This window comes from Plantibacter sp. AC185 (assembly GCF_979258065.1).
Window position 1 is genome coordinate 418000 of sequence record NZ_OZ409831.1, and the last position, 21638, is coordinate 439637.

At 70.3% G+C, this 21638-nt stretch carries 20 protein-coding genes; 9 read left to right on the forward strand and 11 right to left on the reverse strand.

Translation table 11 applies throughout. The annotated features are described in order from the left end of the window. Positions 1–175: 175 nt before the first annotated feature. The 3 genes from ACZZZB_RS01905 to ACZZZB_RS01915 form a co-directional block, all read right to left on the reverse strand. Entirely contained in the window at positions 176–706 is a 531-nt protein-coding gene (locus tag ACZZZB_RS01905; RefSeq protein ID WP_463528854.1) for a hypothetical protein, read from the reverse strand. A gap of 77 nt (positions 707–783) precedes the next feature. Beyond that, positions 784–1443 (reverse strand): LuxR C-terminal-related transcriptional regulator, encoded by a 660-nt coding sequence (locus tag ACZZZB_RS01910; RefSeq protein WP_463528855.1) that lies wholly within the window; start codon positions 1441–1443, stop codon positions 784–786. Beyond that, positions 1440–2693 carry an ATP-binding protein gene (locus ACZZZB_RS01915; RefSeq protein WP_463528856.1) on the reverse strand — a complete coding sequence of 418 codons (1254 nt, stop codon included), beginning with the start codon at positions 2691–2693 and terminating at the stop codon, positions 1440–1442. Before ACZZZB_RS01915 ends, ACZZZB_RS01910 begins: the two co-directional genes overlap by 4 nt. Before the next feature lie 112 nt (positions 2694–2805). Between ACZZZB_RS01915 and ACZZZB_RS01920 the strand changes: the two genes are divergently transcribed. Beyond that, a complete protein-coding gene (locus ACZZZB_RS01920; RefSeq protein ID WP_463528857.1) occupies positions 2806–4344 on the forward strand; it encodes a PspC domain-containing protein in 1539 nt (512 codons plus the stop codon). Beyond that, on the forward strand, positions 4341–4709 hold the full coding sequence (locus ACZZZB_RS01925; RefSeq protein WP_463528858.1) for a hypothetical protein: 369 nt from the start codon (positions 4341–4343) through the stop codon (positions 4707–4709). The genes ACZZZB_RS01920 and ACZZZB_RS01925 overlap by 4 nt, the downstream gene beginning before the upstream one ends. A 29-nt stretch (positions 4710–4738) precedes the next feature. Here ACZZZB_RS01925 and trmD read toward each other — a convergent pair whose 3' ends face one another. Genes trmD through nirD form a run of 3 tightly spaced genes read right to left on the reverse strand, consistent with a single transcriptional unit; the run spans position 4739 to position 6622 of the window. Next, positions 4739–5446 (reverse strand): tRNA (guanosine(37)-N1)-methyltransferase TrmD, encoded by a 708-nt coding sequence (trmD, locus tag ACZZZB_RS01930; RefSeq protein WP_463528859.1) that lies wholly within the window; start codon positions 5444–5446, stop codon positions 4739–4741. Between the two features lie 46 nt (positions 5447–5492). Further along, the gene (locus ACZZZB_RS01935; protein WP_463528860.1) at positions 5493–6251 is read right to left on the reverse strand and encodes a sirohydrochlorin chelatase; all 759 of its coding nucleotides are present in this window, start codon (positions 6249–6251) and stop codon (positions 5493–5495) included. Further along, on the reverse strand, positions 6248–6622 hold the full coding sequence (nirD, locus tag ACZZZB_RS01940; RefSeq protein ID WP_079705654.1) for a nitrite reductase small subunit NirD: 375 nt from the start codon (positions 6620–6622) through the stop codon (positions 6248–6250). Before nirD ends, ACZZZB_RS01935 begins: the two co-directional genes overlap by 4 nt. 205 nt (positions 6623–6827) lie before the next feature. On the opposite strand from nirD, the gene nirB reads away from it, so the two are divergent. The 6 genes from nirB to ACZZZB_RS01970 all read left to right on the forward strand — a co-directional run bounded on the left by nirB (position 6828) and on the right by ACZZZB_RS01970 (position 16816). Continuing rightward, the gene (nirB, locus tag ACZZZB_RS01945) at positions 6828–9431 is read left to right on the forward strand and encodes a nitrite reductase large subunit NirB (RefSeq protein WP_463528861.1); all 2604 of its coding nucleotides are present in this window, start codon (positions 6828–6830) and stop codon (positions 9429–9431) included. Beyond that, complete coding sequence (cobA, locus tag ACZZZB_RS01950; RefSeq protein WP_137241877.1) at positions 9432–10211, forward strand: uroporphyrinogen-III C-methyltransferase; 780 nt, start codon at positions 9432–9434, stop codon at positions 10209–10211. After that, positions 10208–11371, forward strand: a complete 1164-nt coding sequence (locus ACZZZB_RS01955) for a uroporphyrinogen-III synthase (RefSeq protein ID WP_086473565.1) — start codon at positions 10208–10210, stop codon at positions 11369–11371. The genes cobA and ACZZZB_RS01955 overlap by 4 nt, the downstream gene beginning before the upstream one ends. Before the next feature lie 177 nt (positions 11372–11548). Further along, complete coding sequence (locus ACZZZB_RS01960; RefSeq protein WP_086473566.1) at positions 11549–12967, forward strand: MFS transporter; 1419 nt, start codon at positions 11549–11551, stop codon at positions 12965–12967. A gap of 37 nt (positions 12968–13004) precedes the next feature. Then, a complete protein-coding gene (locus ACZZZB_RS01965; RefSeq protein ID WP_229938599.1) occupies positions 13005–15158 on the forward strand; it encodes a molybdopterin oxidoreductase family protein in 2154 nt (717 codons plus the stop codon). Next, positions 15155–16816, forward strand: coding sequence for an FAD-dependent oxidoreductase (locus ACZZZB_RS01970; protein ID WP_463528862.1), 1662 nt, complete (start codon positions 15155–15157; stop codon positions 16814–16816). The genes ACZZZB_RS01965 and ACZZZB_RS01970 overlap by 4 nt, the downstream gene beginning before the upstream one ends. A 93-nt stretch (positions 16817–16909) precedes the next feature. Here ACZZZB_RS01970 and rimM read toward each other — a convergent pair whose 3' ends face one another. From rimM to rpsP, 3 genes are read right to left on the reverse strand one after another with little or no spacing between them, the layout of a single operon-like run. Continuing rightward, complete coding sequence (rimM, locus tag ACZZZB_RS01975; protein ID WP_463528863.1) at positions 16910–17557, reverse strand: ribosome maturation factor RimM; 648 nt, start codon at positions 17555–17557, stop codon at positions 16910–16912. Beyond that, positions 17558–17809, reverse strand: a complete 252-nt coding sequence (locus tag ACZZZB_RS01980) for an RNA-binding protein (RefSeq protein WP_064296312.1) — start codon at positions 17807–17809, stop codon at positions 17558–17560. It lies immediately after the preceding gene. A 2-nt stretch (positions 17810–17811) separates the two neighbouring features. Continuing rightward, on the reverse strand, positions 17812–18237 hold the full coding sequence (rpsP, locus tag ACZZZB_RS01985; protein WP_064296311.1) for a 30S ribosomal protein S16: 426 nt from the start codon (positions 18235–18237) through the stop codon (positions 17812–17814). A 251-nt stretch (positions 18238–18488) separates the two neighbouring features. On the opposite strand from rpsP, the gene ACZZZB_RS01990 reads away from it, so the two are divergent. Further along, positions 18489–19631 (forward strand): glutamate--cysteine ligase, encoded by a 1143-nt coding sequence (locus ACZZZB_RS01990; RefSeq protein WP_229938602.1) that lies wholly within the window; start codon positions 18489–18491, stop codon positions 19629–19631. 10 nt (positions 19632–19641) lie between these two features. On the opposite strand, the gene ACZZZB_RS01995 is transcribed toward ACZZZB_RS01990, so the two are convergent. Then, positions 19642–20022 carry an META domain-containing protein gene (locus ACZZZB_RS01995; RefSeq protein WP_463528864.1) on the reverse strand — a complete coding sequence of 127 codons (381 nt, stop codon included), beginning with the start codon at positions 20020–20022 and terminating at the stop codon, positions 19642–19644. Positions 20023–20038: 16 nt separating this feature from the next. Further along, positions 20039–21592, reverse strand: coding sequence for a signal recognition particle protein (gene ffh / locus ACZZZB_RS02000; RefSeq protein ID WP_064296308.1), 1554 nt, complete (start codon positions 21590–21592; stop codon positions 20039–20041). Between the last annotated feature and the right edge of the window lie 46 nt (positions 21593–21638).

Genomic DNA, 21638 nt, shown 5'->3' on the forward strand with positions numbered 1-21638 from the left:
TCTGCGACCGCCACAGGTCGACCGCTGAATACGTTCGGAAGGAAGGGTGTGCCCGATGCCGGCGTTCCCCTGTGGCAGAACTGCGGAGGCACAAACAGCAATTGTGTCATGAAAGGGCCTCGGATGGGAAACCGGGCCCCGATACGGCGCAGGCGACAGCGGCGGATACGGCCGCTCAGCGACGCTCGTCGGGCTTGGACTCCTCGATCACGATGAACTCGCCGCCGTCGATCGGACCGGGATCGAACCGCGGCTGCGGCGGGATCGCCGATCCGGGGACCGTGCCTGGCCCGGCGGCAGCAGCCATGCGCTCGAATTCGGCCATCGTCTCCCGGGCGCGGCGTGCCGTCTCGGAGATGAGTTGCGCGATGACGCCCCAGAAGGCGGCAAGGCCTGCGACGACGCCGAGGACCGCCCAGAGGGCGACGCCCGAGCTGAACGAGCCGAAGCAGATGATCGTGACGTGCCAGAGCGTGAGCAGGCCGACGTCCGTCCACGACACGAGCTTCGTCGTCCGGACGCTGACCCTGGCGGAGATGAGGAACGCGATCGCGGCGAGCGCGATGGCGAGGATCGGCATGGCGATGAAGAGCCCGAACAGGCTCCAGCCGCTCTCACCGAAGAGTCCCCATCCGACGAACGGCCAGGCGGGCAGCACGAAGATCGCGGCGAATCGCCAGTAGTAGAACGCCCGACGGATGATCATGCCTTCAGGCTACCGCCGGGCTCCTGAGCGCGCACTGGCCGTTCGCTGTCGGCCGATGTCGGTTCCGGCCAGCGTCGTCAGAGGAGCTTGCGCTGCAGCGCCCAGGCGGCGAGTTCGTGGCGCGAGGACAGCTGCAGCTTGCGCAGCACGCTCGACACATGGGTCTCCACGGTCTTCACGGAGATGAACAGCTCTGTCGCGACCTCCTTGTAGGCGTAGCCGCGGGCGATGAGGCGCATGACCTCCTGCTCACGGGCGGACAGCCGGTCGAGCTCGTCGACGGACTCCGCCGTCTCCCCCGTCACGGCACCGAAGGCGTCCAGGACGAAGCCCGCGAGCCGGGGCGAGAAGACCGCGTCGCCGTCGTCGACCCGCCGTGCGGCCTCCGCGACCTCGGCCCCCGAGGAGCTCTTCGTGATGTAGCCACGCGCGCCGGCCCTGATCACTCGGACGACGTCCTCGGCGGCGTCCGAGACGCTGAGCGCGAGGAACCGGGTGGCGGGCGCGGTCGTCACCGAGCCGGCGATCACGTCCGCACCACCACCGCCGGCGCCACCCGGCAGGTGGACGTCGAGCAGCACGACCTGCGGGCGGGTCTCCCCGATCACCCGGATCGCCTCCTCCACGTCGCCGGCCTCCCCCAGCACCTCGATGCCGGGATCGAGTTCGCTGCGCAGCCCGGAACGGAAGATCGAATGGTCGTCGACGATCACGACGGTCAGTCGTCGGTCGCTCATGGTCGGCTCCTCGGAACGGTCGGGGCGGTGTCGGGCTGCGGCGCCGTCGCCGCGGCGTCGTGGACGGGCAGGACGAGACGGACCTCGGTACCTCGTCCGCTTGGCCTCGAACGGATGGTCGCCTCGCCACCGATGCGCTGCATGCGGCCGATGATCGACTCTCGCACCCCGAGGCGGTCCCGCGGGACCTGTTCCAGGTCGAAGCCGGGGCCGCGGTCGGAGATCGACACCTCGATCCGCTGCGGCGCCGTCTCCAGATAGACGGAGACGTCGCCGCCGGCGTGACGTGCCGCGTTGAGCACGGCCTCCCGCGCGGCGGCGAGGAGCGGCTCCGGAGCGTCGTCGATCGCACGCCCGACCGCGACGACGTCGACGCGCACCGCGTGGTCGGCCTCCACCGCGGCCGCGATGGTCCGCAGCTCGGTCGCGAGATCGCCCGTCGGAGCGGTCCCGCCGGAGAAGAGCCAGTTCCGCAGCTCGCGCTCCTGCGCCCGTGCGAGACGGGACGCCTCACTCCCCGGACCGGCCTGCTGCTGGATGAGCGCGAGCGTCTGGAGCACGGAATCGTGCAGGTGCGCGGCGATCTCGGCGCGGTCGGCCTCGCGCATCCGCGCGGCGCGCTCGTCGGCGAGGTCGCGGTTGAGCTGGAGCGCCCAGGGGGCGATGACCACGGCGACCCCGAGGAGCACGGCGATCGCGGCGACGATGACCGTCCACATGTTCGGGCGGTCACCGGTGACGAAGAACAGGAGGATGCCGAGGACGACGAGGACGAGCGCTCCGAGCACGCGGATCAGGAGGGCACGTGAGCCCTCACCGCGACCACGCTCGCCGAACTGCCGCCATGCGAGTGCGGCTCCCGCGAGGACGACGATGACGGGGATGACGGCCTCGAGCGGGATGTCCAGCCCGGTCCGGGTCGCGATCAGTGCGGTCCCGGCCGCGAGCAGGGCGATCCCGAGCAGCACCTCCGTGATCGGCGCGCGACGGGGGCCGTCGAGGTCGTCTCCGTCGTCGTTCGAGGCAGGCCGGAGCAGGTGCTCCCGGGGATCGAGCGGTGCATCCGCGCCCTGCGTCGGCGTCATGACCCACAGCCACACGTAGAGGAGCAGGCCCGCTCCGCCGCAGCACGCGAGGATGACCGTCGCCGTCCGCACCGCGGCGACGGGGAGACCGGTGTGCTCGGCGAAGCCGGCGCAGACACCGCCGAGCAGGCGGCGCCTCGGACGGATCATCACCTCGGTTCCCATGGAGCCATCCAAGCAGTTCGGGGTGCGGTCGGCACCCTGGGACGGCAGGATCAGGGTGCACTCAGGGTCATGCCGGATGGGCCCGACCCGGACGCTTCGCCAGAATCGGACCATGACGAACCACAGCACGCCGCCCACCGGAGCAGAACCGGGGGCACCAGCCCCGCAGGATCCGACGACCCGCTTCTTCGACTGGTGGCGGTCCACCGGTCTCCGTCGCTCGAGCGACTCCTGGCTCGGCGGTGTCGCCGGCGGTGTCGCGGCGCGACTCGGCCTCGATCCGATGATCGTGCGAGGAGCCCTCATCGTCATCGCGATCCTGGGCGGACCGGTCCTCTTCGTCTACGCCGCGGGCTGGGCACTCATCCCCGACCAGCAGGGTCGGATCCACCTCGAGCGTGCGATCCGGGGCGTCTTCGACCCGGCGATCGTCGCGATCGGCATCCTCGCGGTCCTCACCGCCGTGCCGTTCATGCGCGGCCTCTGGTGGGACGGCGTGCCGCATGCGTGGAACCTGCCCGGGTGGCTGGAGTCGACCATGACCGCCGGTTGGGTGATCGCCCTGGTCGCCGCAGCTGTCTGGCTGATCGTGATGTTCTCCCGCCGCGACCCAGGGCGGGCGACTCCGTCTGAGACACCGCCGCAGCGCGACCCGTGGACCAGCGACGCCTCGATCCCGAAGCCGACGGCACCATCGCCCACGGCCTCCCCCTCGGGCCCTGCCGGCTCGGCCCCGGCCTCCCCCTCGGGCCCTGCCGGCTCGGCCCCGGCCTCCCGCGGTGCCGCGAACCCGGTGTCGCTCGCGAAGGTCGACGGTTCGCCAGGTGATGCGGGCGCGACCGTCCCGCTCCCCGGAGCCGCCACCGCCACCGCGTGGGACGGGGCTCCGAGCCAGCAGCGCGGTTGGACGAGCCAGGAGTTCCGGGACGAGATGAACCGGCAGCGCGCCGAACAGCAGGCCGAACGCGAGACGAAGGCGCGGGAGCACCGGTCGAAGCAGCCTGGAGCAGCTTTCGTGGCGATCACCCTCGGCCTGGCACTGCTCGCCGGTGCGGGTGCGGCCGTCATCGCTGCAGGCGCCGGCTTCTCGATCCCGGTCGTCGTGGTCATCGGCCTCGCCAGTGCGCTCGGGGCGCTCGCCGTCGCGACGATCATCGCGGGGATCAGTGGCCGGGAGAGCGGCTGGCTCGGCCTCTTCACCTGGGCCGCCGTGATCGCGCTGCTCGTCGCCGGGGTGTTCCCGGCGGGTTCCACGTTCTCTCCTGTCGGTCGCACGACCTGGACCGTCGCTGCAGCGGGGACGGATGATCGGCGCGGCTACGTGATGATCGCCGGCCAACCCACGCTCGACCTCCGCGAGCTCGCCGACGACGACGCGCTGCGCGGCGGGACCATCGACGTGTGGATGGTCGCCGGCGAGGTCGACGTCCTCCTCCCCGAGGACGTGCCGGTCATCGTCGAGTTCTCGGCGATCGCGGGCACCCTGGAGACGGACCGCGACGGTCGGGACGGAACGGACCGACGTGGCGGGGCTCTCTTCCAAGAGGATGCGCGGTACGGCCGCACGACATCGAGCGACACGACGCGGGTACGGGTGTGGACGGTCGCCGGCAACACGGTCGTGACCGAGGAAGCGGAGGCGGGACGATGAGCGAGCAGAACGACCGGACCGGAGCGGCGGACATGTCGTCCCCAGCCGACGCGACGACGGAACCGACTCCTTCGGAGACCGATCAGTCGGCCGCCACGGAGTCGGCCGCCACTCGGCCGACCACTGCGCAGCCGGCCGGTGAGCCGAGGACCGATGTCGGCCCGACGGATCGAGGTGGTCGGGCGCCGCGCTTCGGCACGATCCTCTGGGGCGTGCTCCTGCTCGTCTTCGCCGGCGCCATGCTCGTCACCAACCTCACCGAGGTGCGCATCGACCCCCTGGGGTGGATCACCGGGGCGATCATCGCGACCGGGGCCGTCCTCGTCATCGCCGGCATCGCCGCCGCCGTGCGACGTCGGCCCTGACAGCCGTCACGCACAGGACCCCGGCGCGCTCAGGCGTTCGGCTGGTCAGCGGGCAGCAGATCCGGGCGGACCTCGCGGGTCCGCTCGATCTGCTGCTGCCGACGCCAGGTGGCGATCGCACCGTGGTTGCCGCTCAGCAGCACCGGCGGTACCGGGAGTCCTCGCCACTCGGCAGGCTTCGTGTAGCTCGGGTACTCGAGGAGCCCGTCTTCGTGCGACTCCTCGACGAGACTCTCGGGGTTGCCGACGACCCCCGGGACGAGCCGACCGATCGCCTCGATCATCGCCATCACGGCGACCTCTCCCCCGTTGAGGACGTAGTCGCCGAGGCTCACCAGCCGGACCCGCGCTCGGCTGGCGGTGTGGTCGAAGACGCGGTGGTCGATGCCCTCGTACCGGCCGCAACCGAAGACGAGGTGCGGCTCGGCAGCGAGCTCGCGGGCCATCGCCTGGGTGAACACCTCGCCCGCCGGAGACGGGAAGATGACCAGCGGCTCCTCCTCGGTGTCGTCACCCAGGATGCCGTCGAGCGCCTCACCCCAGGGCTCCGGCTTCATGACCATGCCGGCTCCCCCGCCGTACGGGGTGTCGTCGACGGTGCGGTGACGGTCGTGCGTCGAATCCCGCAGGTCGTGGACGTCCAATTCGATGAGCCCGCTCTGCTTCGCCTTGCCGAGCAGCGAGAGGTCCAGGGCATCGAAGAAGGTCGGGAAGATCGTGACGATGTCGATGCGCATGAGGAGCAGTCTATTCGCGCGACGGTCGTCGTCCCGGTCGCGTCGGTCAGCCCGACAGCCCGGCCGAGACCTCCTCGTAGCGGTCGACCACGAGGTCGACGATGCCCGGATCGGGAACCTCGCCGAGGTGGAGGAGCGGCGGCGTCACGAGGTCCGCTCCCGCCTCCTCGAGCAGCCGCGCGAAGTAGCCGGGCGCCAGCAGGTAGGTGGCGATGATGACCCGCCCTCGCGGTCGACTCGTTCGAGCCGCGACCACCGCATCGGGCACCGACGGCTGAGCCGCGGAGACGAACGCCGTCTCGACCGGCACCCGCAGTCGCGACTCCAGTCGACGTCCCATGTCGACGCAGTCGGCGACGGCCCTGGCGTCGGTGGACCCGGCCGCTCCGAGCACGATCCGATCGTCGGGCGTCACGTGCAGCGCCTCCAGTCGCCTGGCGAGGACCGCTACGAGGCGGTCGTCCGGTCCCATCGCCCGTCCGAGTGCCGTCGGCCGATCCGTCGCCTCGAGGTCCTCGACGAGGTCGACGTGGACGTGGAACCCCGCGGACAGGAGCAACGGCACGACCACCGCGGGCCGCTCGGGCTCGATCGAACCGAGGGTGGCCGGGACGTCGGGCTGCTGGACGTCGACGAAGCCACCGGCGACGTGGAGGTCGGCACGCGATCGTCCGACGGCGTCGACGAGCGCGGCGATGGAGGCCTGTCCGATCGGGCAACTCGTCCCGTGGGACACGGCCAGGAGCGCCGGACTCGTCCGCGGACGCGTCTGCGGGCGGCGCACCGCGGTCTCGAGCAAGGTCATGCGTCCTCCCCCAGCTCGATCTCCACGAACCCGCCCACGATGCGGGTGCGGAACGTCTGGAGGAAGAGGTTCGGGTCGGTGAAGCACTCACCCGTGCCGAGGTCGTACACCTGCTTGTGCAACGGTGACGCGATCGTCGGTCGCTCCCCTCGAGAACCGACGATGCCGCGAGCCATCACCGGCGCGGCTGTGTGCGGGTCCCGATGGTCGACGGCGTAGACCTCATCTGCGCCGATGCGGAACACCGCGATCTGCCGGGCGCGGAGCAACGCCACCTCGCCCCAGGAGAGTTCGAGGTCGTCGATGGCGCAGACGCGTCGCCACTCGGCGAGCGCCGTCCGCCCGGTGTGCTCCTGCATCGTGATGCTCATCGTCGGCCTCCTGGTCGTGCGTCGGAGCACCGACGCTACGGGCGGGGTGTTTCGTCGGATCACTCGTGACGTTTCGGTGAGGTGAAACCGACCTCACATCCGCCCGGGCGTCGTGTGCGGTCCTGGACGCGTTCGGGACACATGCGGGCAACGGTCCGGAAACGCCGCGTCAGTACGCTCGCTGGAACACGAGCCGAGGGGGCCCATGATGATCGATCCCACCGCAGGAGATCTGGCGCGTCGCGTCGTCGTGGTCGGCGGCGGCCCGGCCGCGCACCGTCTGGTCGATGCCCTGCACAGTCGCGATGCCGGGCGCACGATGCACATCACGGTCGTCTGCGAGGAGCTCCACCGCCCCTACGATCGTGTGGCGCTGAGCAAGCGTCTCGACGACGCGGCGATCGACCTCACGCTCGCGCCGACGGGCGTCTGGGACGAGCAGCACGTGTCGCTCCTGCTGGGCGAACGCGCCGAGCGGATCGACCGCGAGGCCCGGACGGTGCACACCTCCCTGGGGCGGGTCGTCGCGTACGACGAGCTGGTCCTGGCGACCGGCTCCTCGGCCCCGGTGCCCGAGATCGACGGTTCGGAACACGCCCTCGTCTACCGGACGATCGATGACGTGGACCTGCTGGTGTCGGAGATCGAGCGCATCGGCTCCCTGCGAGGTCGTCCCGCCCGGGTGATCGTCGCCGGCGGCGGGCTGCTCGGGCTCGAGGCTGCCGGTGGTGCGGCACGGCTCGGTGCCGAGGCGAGCGTCGTGCACTCCGGGTCGTGGCTCATGTCCGCCCAGCTGGACGAGGGAGCCGGTCGAGCCCTCGGGCGCATCATCGGCGGCCAGGGTATCGGTCTGCACCTGGGGACGAGGCCACGGTCGATCCTCGTGGACGAGCAGGGCGGTGTCTCGGGCGTGAAGTTCTCGAGCGGCCAGCAGGTCGACGTCGACATCGTGGTGTTCGCGATCGGGATCCGCGCCAGGGACGAGCTGGCCCGCGATGCCGGGATCGAGCTCGGTGACCGCGGCGGTGTCGTGATCGGGACCGACTGCAGGACGTCTGCGCCTGGTGTCTGGGCCATCGGCGAGGTCGCATGCTTCGACGGTCGATGCACCGGTCTCGTCGCGCCGGCGAACGCGATGGCCGAGGTCGTCGCGGATCGGCTGCTCGGTGGCGAGGCGGAGTTCACGACCGTCGACGACGCGACGAAACTCAAGCTCTCCGGTGTCGACGTCGCGAGCTTCGGCGACGCACTTGCACGCACGGAGCAGAGTCTCGAGATCGTGTACGCGGACCCGGCGCGTGGGCTGTACCAGAAGCTCGTCATGACGGACGACGCCAAGACCCTTCTGGGCGGGGTCTTCGTGGGCGACGCCTCGCCCTACGCCTCGCTGCGTCCGCTCCTCGGCGCTGAACTGTCGAGTGAGCCGGCCGCCTACCTGTCGGCCTCAGGGATCGAGGCACCGGCCGGGGACGAGCTCCCCGACGCAGCGCTCGTCTGCGCATGCAACGCCGTCACCGCGGGGACCGTCCGCGACGCGATCGCGGGCGTGCACGGCGAGGCGTGCACCGAGCTGGGGGCGCTCAAGACCTGCTCCCGTGCCGGGACCCAGTGCGGCTCCTGCGTCCCGCTCGTGAAGAAGATCCTCGAGACGGAGCTGACGAAGTCCGGCATCGCCGTCTCGCGGGCACTCTGCGAACACTTCGAACTGTCCCGCCAGGAGCTGTTCGAGACCATCCGGGTGCTCGGCCTCACCTCCTTCGACGAGATCCTCGCGCGCTACGGCACCGGCCGCGGCTGCGACGTGTGCAAGCCGGTGATCGGTTCCATCCTGGCCAGCCAGCAGGGTGGGTACATCCTCGACGGCGGCCGGGGGACGCTGCAGGACACGAACGACCGGGCGCTCGCGAACATGCAGAAGGACGGCACCTACTCCGTGGTCCCCCGGATCCCCGGTGGCGAGATCACGCCGCAGAAGCTCGCGGTCATCGCACAGGTCGCCACCGACTACGGGCTGTACACGAAGATCACGGGCGGTCAACGCATCGACCTGTTCGGCGCCCGCCTCGAACAGCTGCCCGACATCTGGCGCATCCTCGTCGACGCCGGCTTCGAGTCCGGACAGGCGTACGGGAAGTCGCTCCGCAACGTGAAGAGCTGTGTCGGGTCCAGCTGGTGCCGTTTCGGTGTGCAGGACTCCGTGGGCATGGCGGTCCACCTCGAACTCCGGTACCGCGGCCTCAGGGCACCGCACAAGTTCAAGTTCGGGGTCTCCGGGTGCGCGCGCGAGTGCGCCGAAGCACGTGGCAAGGATGTGGGGATCATCGCCACCGAGCAGGGCTGGAACCTGTACGTCGGCGGCAACGGAGGGTTCCAGCCGACCCACGCGCAGCTCCTCGCCGGAGACCTCGACGACGAGACGCTCATCCGGTACATCGACCGGTACCTCATGTACTACATCCGGACGGCGGATCGACTGCAGCGCACCGCCAGGTGGATGGAGGACCTCGACGGCGGACTCGACCACGTGCGGGAGGTCGTCGTCGAGGACTCGCTCGGACTCGCCGCCGAACTCGAACAGGCCATGGCCGCCCATGTGGACGGGTACGAGGACGAGTGGGCGGCGACCCTCGCCGACCCGGAGCGCCTCCGCCGGTTCCGTTCCTTCGTCAACGAGCCGGGGGACGCCAAACCGCGACTCGCGCGGGTCGCGGAGCGAGGCCAGTACCGGCCCGCGACGACGGAGGAGATCGAGCGCGGCGAGGCCGTCTATCTCGCAGGGCCTACCATTCCAGTGAGGGAAGGGGCGTAGATGTCGGGTCCAGGCAGGGTCACGCTCGTCGGCGGCGGACCGGGCGATCCCGCGCTGCTGACCGTCGCCGCCGTCGAGGCCCTCCGCGACGCGGACGTGGTCCTCTACGACCGGCTCGCACCCCACGACACCCTCCCCGAGCTCGCCCCGAACGCGCTCCTCGTCGACGTCGGCAAGCGCCCCGGCCATCACCCGATCGGACAGGACGGCATCGAGACCGTCATGGTGCAACACGCGCTCGACGGCGCGGCGGTCGTCCGCCTCAAGGGAGGCGACCCGTACGTCTTCGGGCGCGGCAGCGAGGAAGTCCTGGCCTGCCACCGCGCGGGCATCCCCGTCCGCGTGATCCCGGGCGTCTCGAGTTCCGTCGCCGTGCCCGCGGCTGCCGGGATCCCCCTCACGCACCGGAACCTGAGTCATCTCTTCACCGTCGTCAGCGGTCATGCGCCGCTCTCCGACGAGGAACACCGTCACCTCGCCGGCCTCGGTGGGACGATCGTCGTCCTCATGGGCGTCGGCACGCTGCCCTCCATCTCCCACGGACTCCTCACCTCGGGGCTCGCCGCCGACACCCCCGTCGCGATCATCGAGCGCGGCTACAGCGAGACCCAGCGCACTACCGTGGCAGACCTCGGGACGATCCTCCACGTCGCCGCAGCCGCCGGTGTGCGGTCACCGGCCGTCATCGTGATCGGCCACGTCGTCGCCTTCGCCTTCGACGGTGACGCCGAGGCCTCGGAACTGCTGGCGCGGGCCGAACGTCTGGGGGCATCGGCGTGACCGACACCACCCCGCCGGCCGCTGACGCCGGCCCGGACGTCACGACCCCGGTCCCGGGATTCCGCGCGGACCAGCTGGAGGGCTTCCGGATCGGGGTGACGAGCGACCGCCGATCGCAGGACCTCATCGACGCCTTCGAGCGACGCGGTGCCACCGTCGTGCACGCACCGACGCTGCGGATCGCACACGCACAGCACGACGAACCGCTCATCGACGACACCCGCGACATCATCGCCGCGCGCCCCGACGTCCTGCTCGCCACGACCTCGTACGGCATCCGACGGTGGTTCGAGGTCGCGGACGCCGCGGGACTCGGCGACGAACTCCTCGAAGCGCTGGCCGAGACGGCCATCCTCGTCCGTGGGCCCAAGGCACGCGGTGCCATCCGAGCCGCCGGCCTGAACGACGTGGGCATGAGCGACCGCGAGACCACCGCCTCCCTGGTCGACAAGGTCGTCGCCGACTACCCGGCCGGTCTCCGCGTCGCCGTCCAGCTCCACGGGTACACCGACGAGCGCCAGCTCGAACGGCTCCGTGCCGTCCATCAGGAGGTGCACACGGTCGCCCCGTACCGGTGGACGGACCCCGACGCGACCGACGAGCGCGTGCGGCGACTCGTCGAGGCGATCGTGAGCGGCTCGCTCGACGCGGTCACCTTCACGAGTGCCCCGTCGGTCGTCGCCCTGTTCACGGCCGCGGAAGCACTCGGTCAGGAGGACGCCGTCGTCGACGCCTTCCGTCGCGACGTGCTGTGCGCAGCGGTCGGCCCGGTCACGGCGGCCCCACTGCTCGCTCAGGACATCCGGCCCATCGTCCCCGAGCGGTTCCGCATGGGGGCGCTCATCCGGCTGCTGTGCGAACACCTCGAGCAGCACGCGATCCTCCGAGCCGAGACGCTGCACGGCCCGATCGCCATCCGTGGCGCCATCGTGGAGCTGCCCGGGTCCAGGGTCCGGCTCCCCCCGAACTCCCTCGCGCTCCTCCGCGCCCTGGTCCGCGCGAACGGAGCCGTCCTCTCGCGCTCCGCACTGGCCGACGCGCTGCCCGCAGCCGCGGACCATCACGCGCTCGAAGTGCAGATGAGCCGCCTCCGCCAGACGCTCGGCGTCCCCGGACTCATCAACACGATCGTCAAGCGCGGCTACCGCCTCGACGTCTGACGGCGGCCGGTCCGGTCCCTGGACCGCGCGCGGTCATCCGCCTCACCAGGGTGATGAGTGCCTGTGAGCAGGCGGTGATCCAGGTGTTACCTCGCGGGTGGGGCACCGAAACACGGCGTCGGTAGCTTCGGAGACAGCACACGTCCCGTCCCGCTTCACCGAACGCTCGGAGCAGCCATGACCACGAACCTCGAAGCAGCCGACGCCCCACCGACCACGGCGACACCGACCGTCACCCCGGTCGCCCTGACCCACCGACCCGGTCGTTGGATCGACGGGTGGAACCCCGAGGACAGCGCGTTCTGGGACAGGGAGGGCCGCGGCATCGCCGGGCGGAACCTCCGGTGGTCGATCTTCGCGGAGTTCCTCGGCTTCGTGGTCTGGCAGCTCTGGAGCATCGTCGTCGTCATGCTCCCGACGGCCGGGTTCTCGTTCTCCACGGCCGAGACCTTCTGGCTCATCTCGATGCCGAGCCTCGTCGGTGCGACCCTCAGGTTCCCGTACTCGTTCATGGTCCCGCGCTTCGGCGGGCGGAACTGGACGATCATCTCGGCGGGGCTGCTCCTCATCCCGTCCATCGCGCTCGCGCTGTGTGTGGGCAATCCGGACACCCCGTTCGGCGTCATGCTCGTCGTCGCCGGGCTCGCCGGCTTCGGCGGTGGCAACTTCGCCAGCTCCATGTCGAACATCACCTACTTCTACCCGCAGCGGGAGAAGGGCTGGGCGCTCGGGCTGAACGCGGCGGGCGGCAACCTCGGTGCAGCGGTCGCGCAGTTCGTCGTCCCCATCGCGGTCACCGTCGGAGCCGCCGCCACTCTCAACCTGAGCCTCGCCGGATGGATCTGGGTCCCCTTCATCCTCCTCGCGATGTTCGGCGCCTACCGCTACATGGACAACCTGTCGTCAGCGAAAGCGGACCTCCGCGGATCCGCCGCCGCGCTCCGGGAACCGCACCTCTGGCTCCTCGCACTCCTGTACATCGGCACCTTCGGCTCGTTCATCGGCTTCGCGAGTGTGTTCCCCAAGCTCATCGCGGACCAGTTCCCCGACTTCTCCTCGTTCGCCGTCGGTTCTGCATCGATCTCGCTCGCGTTCCTCGGAGCCCTGATCGGCTCGCTGGCACGACCCTTCGGTGGGCGTCTCGCCGACCGCTTCGGTGGGGCCGTCGTCACGATGAGCGCGTTCGCCGTCATGGCCCTGGGGGCGCTCGCGGTGCTGTGGACCCTGCCGCTGGCGAACTTCTGGCTGTTCCTCGGGTGCTTCCTGCTCCTGTTCGTCGCCGCCGGTGTCGGGAACGGCTCGACGTACCGCATGATCCCGAGCGTCTTCGCGGCGCGATCCGGCCTGCGCGACGCCCACCACCGCAGCGGCGACGTCGGGACGCAGCGCAAGGCCGCCGCCGCGCTCGGGCTCATCTCCGCGATCGGTGCCTACGGCGGCTTCGTGATCCCGCAGATCCTCGGGCTCTCGCACGGCGCGACCGGCAGCTACTCGGCCGCGTTCATCGGTTTCATCGGCGCGTACGTCGTCCTGTTCGCGGTCACCTTCCTCGTCTACTTCCGCAAGAACGCGTCGCTCGCCGGCCAGCGACTCTGAGCCGGCGCTCCACCCGCTCCTGATCGAAGGACAACGCATGCCTCGTCCCACCGCCCCGGTGACCGACACCCACTGCCCGTACTGCGCGTTGCAGTGCGCGATGTCCCTCACCCGAACGGCGGCGGTGGACGGGGTCGCTCCGAGGCTCCCGGTCGACGTCGCCGGGCGGGACTTCCCGACGAACCGGGGCGGCCTCTGCAAGAAGGGGTGGACGTCGGCCGAGCTCCTCGCGCGGGGCGATCGCCTCACGACCCCCTTGGTGCGCGACGCCACCGGTGCGCTGGTCGAGACGAGCTGGGATGCGGCCCTCGATCTCGTCGCATCGACCATCCTCCGCATCCGCGGTGAGCGCGGGGCGGACGCGATCGGGGTCTTCGGAGGCGGTGGCCTCACGAACGAGAAGGCCTACCAGCTGGGCAAGTTCGCGAGGATCGCAATCGGGACGAGCCGGATCGACTACAACGGTCGGTTCTGCATGTCGTCCGCCGCGGCAGCGGGCAACCGCGCGTTCGGGATCGACCGGGGGCTGCCGTTCCCACTGGAGGACCTCGACGACGCGTCGACCATCCTGCTCCTCGGATCCAACGTCGCGGAGACGATGCCCCCGTTCATCGGTCATCTCGTCGGTGCTCAGGCCGCCGGTGGCCTCGTCGTGGTCGATCCGCGCCGCTCGGCCACCGCGCGACTCACCGAGACCGGTCGTGGACTCCACGTGCAGCCCGCGCCCGGAACGGATCTGGTCCTACTCCTGGGGCTCACGCACATCGTCCTCGCCGAAGGACTCGCCGACGAGGCCTACCTGGCCGAGCGCACGACCGGGCTGGACGGCCTGCGCCGCAGCGTGAGCGCATGGTGGCCGGAACGCGTCCAATCCGTGACCGGCGTGCCGGCGCCGGTCCTCCGAGACGTGGCTCGTCGGCTCGCCGCCTCGGACGGCACCTACATCCTCACCGGTCGCGGCGTCGAGCAACATGTCGACGGCACCGACACGGCCACCGCCGCCATCAACCTCGCACTCGTGCTCGGACTGCCGGGCCGGCCGGGATCTGGCTACGGCACGCTCACCGGCCAGGGCAACGGCCAGGGCGGCCGCGAACACGGTCAGAAATGCGACCAACTGCCCGGGTACCGCAAGATCACCGATCCGGAAGCCCGCCGTCACGTCGCCGAGGTGTGGGGTGTGCCGGTCGAATCGATCCCCGGTCCCGGGCTGCCGGCCGTCGCCCTCCTGAACCGACTCGGTGAACCGGACGGTGTGCACGCGCTCCTGGTCCACGGCTCGAACGTCGTCGTATCCGCTCCGAACGTGCAGACGGTCCGGGACGGACTCCGCCGCCTCGAGCTGCTCGTCGTCTGCGACTTCTTCCTGTCGGAGACCGCCGCGCTCGCGGACGTCGTCCTCCCGACGACGCAGTGGGCGGAGGAGGATGGCACCATGACCTCGCTGGAGGGGCGTGTGATCCGCCGCCGGCGGGCGCTCGATGCCCCGGTCGGCGTCCGCAGCGAGCTCTGGATCATGCACGAACTCGCCCGTCGTCTCGATGCTCCGGGCCGATTCGAGCTGGACCCGTCGATCGTGTTCGACGAGTTGGCGGCCGCATCCGCCGGAGGCCTCGCCGACTACTCGGGACTGAGCCACGCCCTGCTCGACACCGGGCTCGCCGCGCACTGGCCGTTCCCCGTCGGCAGCGGCGGCACGCCCCGGCTGTTCACGGAACGGTTCGCACACGACGACGGTCTCGCCCGCATCGTCCCGGTCCGCCCCGCGAAGGTCTCGGAGTCACCGGAGACCGGGGAGGAACTCACCCTGACGACCGGACGCCTTCTCGAGCACTACCAGTCGGGCACCCAGACCCGCCGCGTCCCCGAGCTCGACGACGCCCGTCCCGAAGTCTTCGTCCAGGTCCACCCCGCGACGGCGGCACGACTCGGGATCGTCGAGGGCGGACTGGTCGAGGTGTCGAACCGTCGGGGCACGCTGACGGTCCGAGCCCGTGTCGACGGCGACATCCGTCACGACACCGTCTTCCTGCCGTTCCACTACCCGGGGGACGCTTCGGCGAACCTCCTGACGCAGGACGCGGTCGATCCGATCTCGGGGATGCCGGACTTCAAGCGCGCGGTGGTGCGGCTGCGCCCGGCCGCTGGCGCACCACTGCCGGAAGCCACAGCGACCGGAGCCCTCCGATGAGTCTGCGACCAGGTCGCGCACTCCGCATCGTCGTGGTCGGATTCGGCCCGGTCGGTGCGCGATTCGCCGAGGAGGTCGCCCCCGGCGTGCGGGACGGATCGCTCCAGGTGACCGTGGTCGGGCAGGAGCCGGTCGACGCGTACAACCGGGTGCTGGTCGCCGATCACGCGGTCGGCTCGACCGGACTCGCCGACATGACGCTCGTCAGTGCCGAGGACCTCGCCCTGGACGGTATCCGTGTCCTGCGCGGCACGACCGCGATGCAGATCGATCGCGAGACACGGACCGTCGAACTCGACACCGGGGAGACGCTCCCCTACGACCGCCTCGTCCTGGCGACGGGTGCGCGCGCGAACGTTCCGACACTCGACGGCGTCGATCGACGGAAGCGGGACCTCCCGGCGCTCGAGAAGTACGGATGGTCGTTGCTGCTGTCCGACCACGACCTCCCCCGCGGCGTCTGCACCCTGCGTGACCTCGCGGACGCCGACGCCGTCGCCGAGGTCGTCCGATCGGGCGGCCGGATCGTCGTCCTGGGTGCCGGCGTCCTGGGACTGGAGCTCGCGCTCTCTGCCGCGCGCGCCGGCGCAGACGTGGTCGTCGTCCACCACGGCCCCACCCCGATGCCGCGGAACCTCGACCGCGGCGGCGGCTCCGTGCTCGCCGCGGCGCTCCGGGCAGCAGGAGTGGAGGTCATCGCACACAGCCGCGCCGAGGCGGTCGGTCATCGGGACGACCCCGCGGGCGGGAGGCACTTCGACGCGCTGATCACCGCTGATGGGAAACGGATCACCGGCGATCTGCTCGTCCTGTCGTGCGGGGTGAGCGCACGCTCCGATCTGGCGATCCTCGCCGGAGTCCGTGTCGGCTCCGGCGTGCTCGTCGGTGAAGACCTCAGCAGCTGGTCGGACGAACGGATCTTCGCCATCGGCGACTGCGCGCACGTGCTGGCGCCGACACCGGACCTGCGCCGCGAACGCATCGTCCCCGGCGGCCCGTCGGGGCTCATCGGCCCAGGATGGCGGCAGGCCGAGTGGCTCGCCGCTCGATTCCTCATCGAGGCCGCGGCCGGCGGACCACCGCTCGAGCTGGCTCCGCCACCGGTCGAGCGGGCGAGCACCGTCGCACTCAAGGCCGAGCGGGTCGACGTCGTCGCGGTCGGCGACGTCCAGGCGGAGCCCTGGGACCTCGAGCCGACGACCGCTGACGCGTGCGGCGTGCATTCGCCTGCTCCGCGCAGCGTCTCGGTGTGGGCGGACCCCGACCACGGCCGCTACGTCAAGATGATCACCCGCGCCGGGGTCCTGACCGCCTTCGTCTGCGTCGGCATGCCACGCACGGCGGCCGAGCTGACGCTCCTGTACGACGCGGGCGGCGAGCTGCCGGCGGATCGCTCGGTCCTCCTCCGGCTCGACGGGCCGGACGCGACAGGCGGTGCCTCCGCCGATGCGTTCGCCCCTTCGACCACCGTCTGTACGTGCAACGGCGTGACGGTCGGCAGGATCATGGATGCCGCGCGATCTGGCAACACCACGGTCGCCTGCATCGGCAAGGCGACCCGCGCCGGTACCGGCTGCGGTGGGTGCGCCGGCCGGATCGCCGCGGTCCTCGAGCGGGTCGCGGACGGTGACCGTCAGGGCGAGCCCGTACCGGCCTGATCGGCCGGAAACGACGACGGAGGCGCCGGTTGCACGCAACCGACGCCTCCGTCGTGGGTGTTCCGAGCCGGGAGAACCGAGTCGGAACGGGATCTACTGCTCCGGCTGCGACGCTCCGGTGTCGTCCTGAGCCTCGTCGGAGGCCTCGGACTCGACTGGAGCGGCCGTCGTCGTCTCGGGGGCGTCGTCGGCCTCCGGGAGTTCCTCGAACAGGCCGGTTGGCGGCGTGACCGTGACGATCCTGGCAGCGATGTCGACCGTGGGGACGATCGCCTTGACGAACGGGACCATGACCTCGCCGTCGCCGGTCTTCACGATCAGGAGGTCCTGAGCCGGGAAGTGGTCGACGCGAGCGACGGTACCGACGGCGACGCCGTCGCGGTGCACGGCCAACCCGACGAGCTGGTGGTCGTACCACGCGTCGTCGTCGACCGGCAGCTCGGTGGGGTCCTGCTCGACCCAGAGGATCGCCTTCACGAGGGTCTCCGCCTCACTGCGATCGGAGATGCCGACGAAGAAGGCGACCGGCTGGCTGTTGTACCAGCGCAGCTCGATGAGCTCGAGCGTCTTGCCGCGCCACTTCGATCCTGCGGGGACCTGGAGCGTGAACGTCGCGCCCGGGGTGAACCGGTGCTCCGGCTCATCCGTGTAGAGCTCGACCTTCAGGGCGCCCTTCAGGCCATGGGCTTTCGTGAGCCGACCGACCCGCAACTGGGTCTTCGGCTCCGTCTCGTCCGCCACTTACGCGCTGGCGCCGGAGGCGTCCGTGTCGACCACGTCGACTCGGACCCGCCGACCGTCTGCCAGCGCTGCCACGAGGGTGCGCAGGGCTTTGGCCGTCCGGCCAGCACGACCGATGACCCGGCCGAGGTCCTCGGGGTTCACACGAACCTCGAGGACCTCGCCACGGGCGGAGTTCTGTGCCGTGACGCGAACGTCATCCGGGTGATCGACGATCCCCTTGACGAGATGTTCGAGCGCGGGAGCGAGCAAGACTACGCCTGCTCTGCTTCAGCGGCGTCGGCAGCGGGCGCCTCGGCCTCGGCCGGAGCAGCCTTGGCCGCGGGGGCCTCAGCCTTCGGCTTGAGGACGGGCTTCTTCTTCTCGTCGGCGACGAAGGCGGCCTTCGGCTCCTTGACGCGGACGGTGCTCACGGCGTCCTTGTCGCCCTTGAACTTGCCCCAGTCACCGGTGAGCTTGAGGAGTGCTGCGACCTGCTCGGTCGGCTGGGCGCCGACGCTGAGCCAGTACTGCGCACGCTCGGAGTCGACCTCGATGAACGAGGGCTCTTCGGTGGGGTGGTACTTGCCGATCTCCTCGATGACACGACCGTCGCGCTTCGTGCGCGAGTCTGCGACGACGATGCGGTAGTACGGCGCACGGATCTTGCCGAGACGCTTGAGACGGATTTTGACAGCCACGATTCTCCTGAATGATGTGATGTTTGATGTGCTCGCTGCCGAAAGGTGGGGCCACACGCTCGACGCGAAAACTGTGGTTGCTGCGGGCGTCGGATAGAGGGTCGAACTCCGCGCAGACTCAACTCTCTATTCTGCCAGACATCGGGCGATCTGGGTAATCCGGCGACACCGATACCGGATGACCCCTCCACCCCGTGTGAAGATGGGCTGGCGCGCGGCATCCGGCCGCGCCCTGCGGGAGGTCGACGCCAATGCCCATCGAGTTCGCCAGATCCGAGCGTTCGACCGTCGGCCTCGAATGGGAGGTCGCCCTCGTCGACCGCGACACCGGCGATCTCGTCGGCGCAGCGGACACCGTCCTGTCGGAACTCCGCCCGAGCGACGGTTCCGATCATCCGCAGATCACCAACGAGCTGCTGCTCAACACCGTCGAACTCGTCTCGGGTGTGCACCACACGGTCCCCGAGGCGATCGCGGACCTCGAGGGCCAGCTGGCCGAGGTGCGGGCGATCACGGATCCGATGGGCGTCGAACTCATCTGCAGCGGTTCGCACCCGTTCGGCCAGTGGTACGACCAGCAGGTCACCGACAAGCCCCGGTACCACAAGCTCATCGACCGCACCCAGTGGTGGGGTCGCAACATGATGATCTGGGGCGTGCACGCGCACGTCGGCGTCGAGACGGTCGACAAGGTCCTCCCGATCATGAACGGGCTGCTGACCTATCTGCCCCACCTCCAGGCGCTGTCGGCGTCCAGCCCCTACTGGGGCGGGGTCGACACCGGGTACGCGTCGAACCGCGCGCTCATGTTCCAGCAGCTCCCGACGGCGGGCCTCCCCTACCAGCTCTCCGACTGGGAGCAGTTCGAGGCCTACGTCGACGACATGACGGTGACCGGCATCATCGAGGACCACACCGAGGTCCGCTGGGACGTGCGACCGTCGCCGCAGTGGGGCACGGTGGAGATGCGTGCGTGCGACGGAGCGTCGACCGTCGCCGAGTTCGGGGCCCTCGCCTCGCTCATCCACTGCCTCACCGAGCACCTGTCCGACCGTCTCGACGCCGGAGAGCGCCTGCAGACCCTGCAGCCGTGGTACGTCCGCGAGAACAAGTGGCGCGCAGCCCGGTACGGCCTGGACGCCGAGATCATCCTCGACTCCTCGGGCCACGAGCGCCTCGTGACCGACGACCTGCACGACCTGCTCGACACCCTCGCGCCGGTCGCCCGTCGGCTCGGCTGTGCGGACGAACTGGCGAGCATCGCCAAAATCATCGAGCACGGCGCGAGCTACCAGCGGCAGCTCGCCGTCGCCCAGGCGAACGGCGGCAGCCTGCAGGCGGTCGTGAGCTCGCTCGCGAAGGAGCTGCGACACGGGGTCCAACCCTCCGCCTGACGAGGCGGTGTCACTCCGCGCGGTCGAGCCTCCCGATCCGCGTGCCGGCGTCGTCGGTCACGGTCAGGCGGCCGCCGTCGTCCGAGAGCGTCGCCTGTGCGATCCCCCGCAGCCAGGTGTCGACGCCCGGGCACGCCATCAGGGTGCTCGCGACGTCGGAGACGATGACCGCGTCGTCCTTGGCGCGCCAGGAGCCGGAAAGGCTGTTGCAGCCGTCCGAACCACTCACGCGACCGTCGTCGGTGAACACCAGGTGCGGGTCGGCGGCGCCGGTCCCCTCACCCCAGGTGCCCAGGACGCGTTCGCCCGGAGACGGAGCGGAGCACCCGGCGAGCATGCCCGCGGCCAGCACGACTGCGACGACCGAGGCCGCCGCCCTCAGCGCGCGCATACCGCCTCCGCTCGACTCAGCGACCCAGGAACTTCTGCAGCTCGGCGAGCTCCGCCTCGGTCGGGGCCGCTGATCCCGACGACGAACCGCCGCCGAGGCCGAATCCAGCGCCAGTGGCGGCAGCCTGCGTCTCGACGGCGCCGGCGTTCTCCGCCGCGCGCTTGGCCGGGTTGCCTGAGCGGGAGCCCTTCTTCTTGGCCTGCGGCTTCGGTCGGTTCGTCCGTGCACCGGGGACCGGACCCATCCCGGGGATGTTCGGCACGCCACCCTTGGCGACGGTCTTCATCATCTTGGCCGCCTGCTCGAAGCGGTTGACGAGGGCGTTGACCTCGGTGACGGTCATGCCGGAACCCTTGGCGATGCGCAGGCGCCGGGATCCGTTGAGGATCTTCGGGTTCGTGCGCTCGGCCGTGGTCATCGACTGGATGATGGCCTCGGTGCGGACGATCTCGCGCTCGTCGAAGTTCTGGAGCTGCTCCTTCATCTGCCCCATGCCGGGGAGCATGCCCATCATCTTCTTGATGGAACCCATGCCGCGCAGCTGCTGCATCTGCTTGAGGAAGTCGTCGAGCGTGAAGGAGTCGGTCGCGAACTTCTCCGCGACCTTGCGCGCCTCCTCCTCGTCGAAGTTCTGCTGCGCCTGCTCGATGAGGGTGAGGATGTCACCGAGGTCGAGGATCCGGCTCGCCATGCGGTCGGGGTGGAACGGCTCGAAGTCGTCGAGACCCTCACCGGTCGACGCGAACATGATGGGGCGTCCGGTGACCGAGGCGATGGAGAGTGCCGCACCACCGCGGGCGTCGCCGTCGAGCTTGGAGAGCACCACGCCGGTGAAGTCGACGCCGTCGAGGAAGGCCTTGGCCGTCGCGACCGCGTCCTGACCGATCATCGCGTCGATGACGAAGAGGACCTCGTCGGGATCGACCGCCTTGCGGATGTTCGACGCCTGCTTCATGAGCTCGGCGTCGACGCCGAGTCGTCCGGCGGTGTCGACGATGACGGTGTCGTAGAGCTTCTGCTCGGCGAACCGCACGCCGTCGCGGGCGACCTTGACCGGGTCGCCGACCCCGTTGCCGGGCTCGGGAGCGTAGACGGGGACGCCCGCCTGCTCGCCGACGACCTGGAGCTGGTTGACGGCGTTGGGGCGCTGGAGGTCGGAGGCGACGAGGAGCGGCGTGTGGCCGTCCTTCTTGAGCCACTTGGCGAGCTTGCCCGCGAGTGTCGTCTTTCCGGCACCCTGGAGTCCGGCGAGCATGATGACGGTCGGCGGCTTCTTCGCGAACTCGAGACGGCGCTGCTGTCCGCCGAGGATCGTGACGAGCTCGTCGTTGACGATCTGGACGACCTGCTGCGCCGGGTTGAGGGCCTTGCTCACCTCGTCGCCGAGGGCGCGTTCGCGCACACGACCCGTGAAGTCCTTGACGACGTCGAGTGCGACGTCCGCGTCAAGGAGGGCGCGACGGATCTCGCGGACGGTGCCGTCGACATCGGCCGCGGAGAGCTTGCCCTTGGTGCGGAGGTTCTTGAACGTATCCGCGAGGCGGTCAGAGAGTGTGCCGAACGTTGCCATGATCCCTCCAGTTTAGGGCAGACCGCGACGCGACCCGGTCGATCGC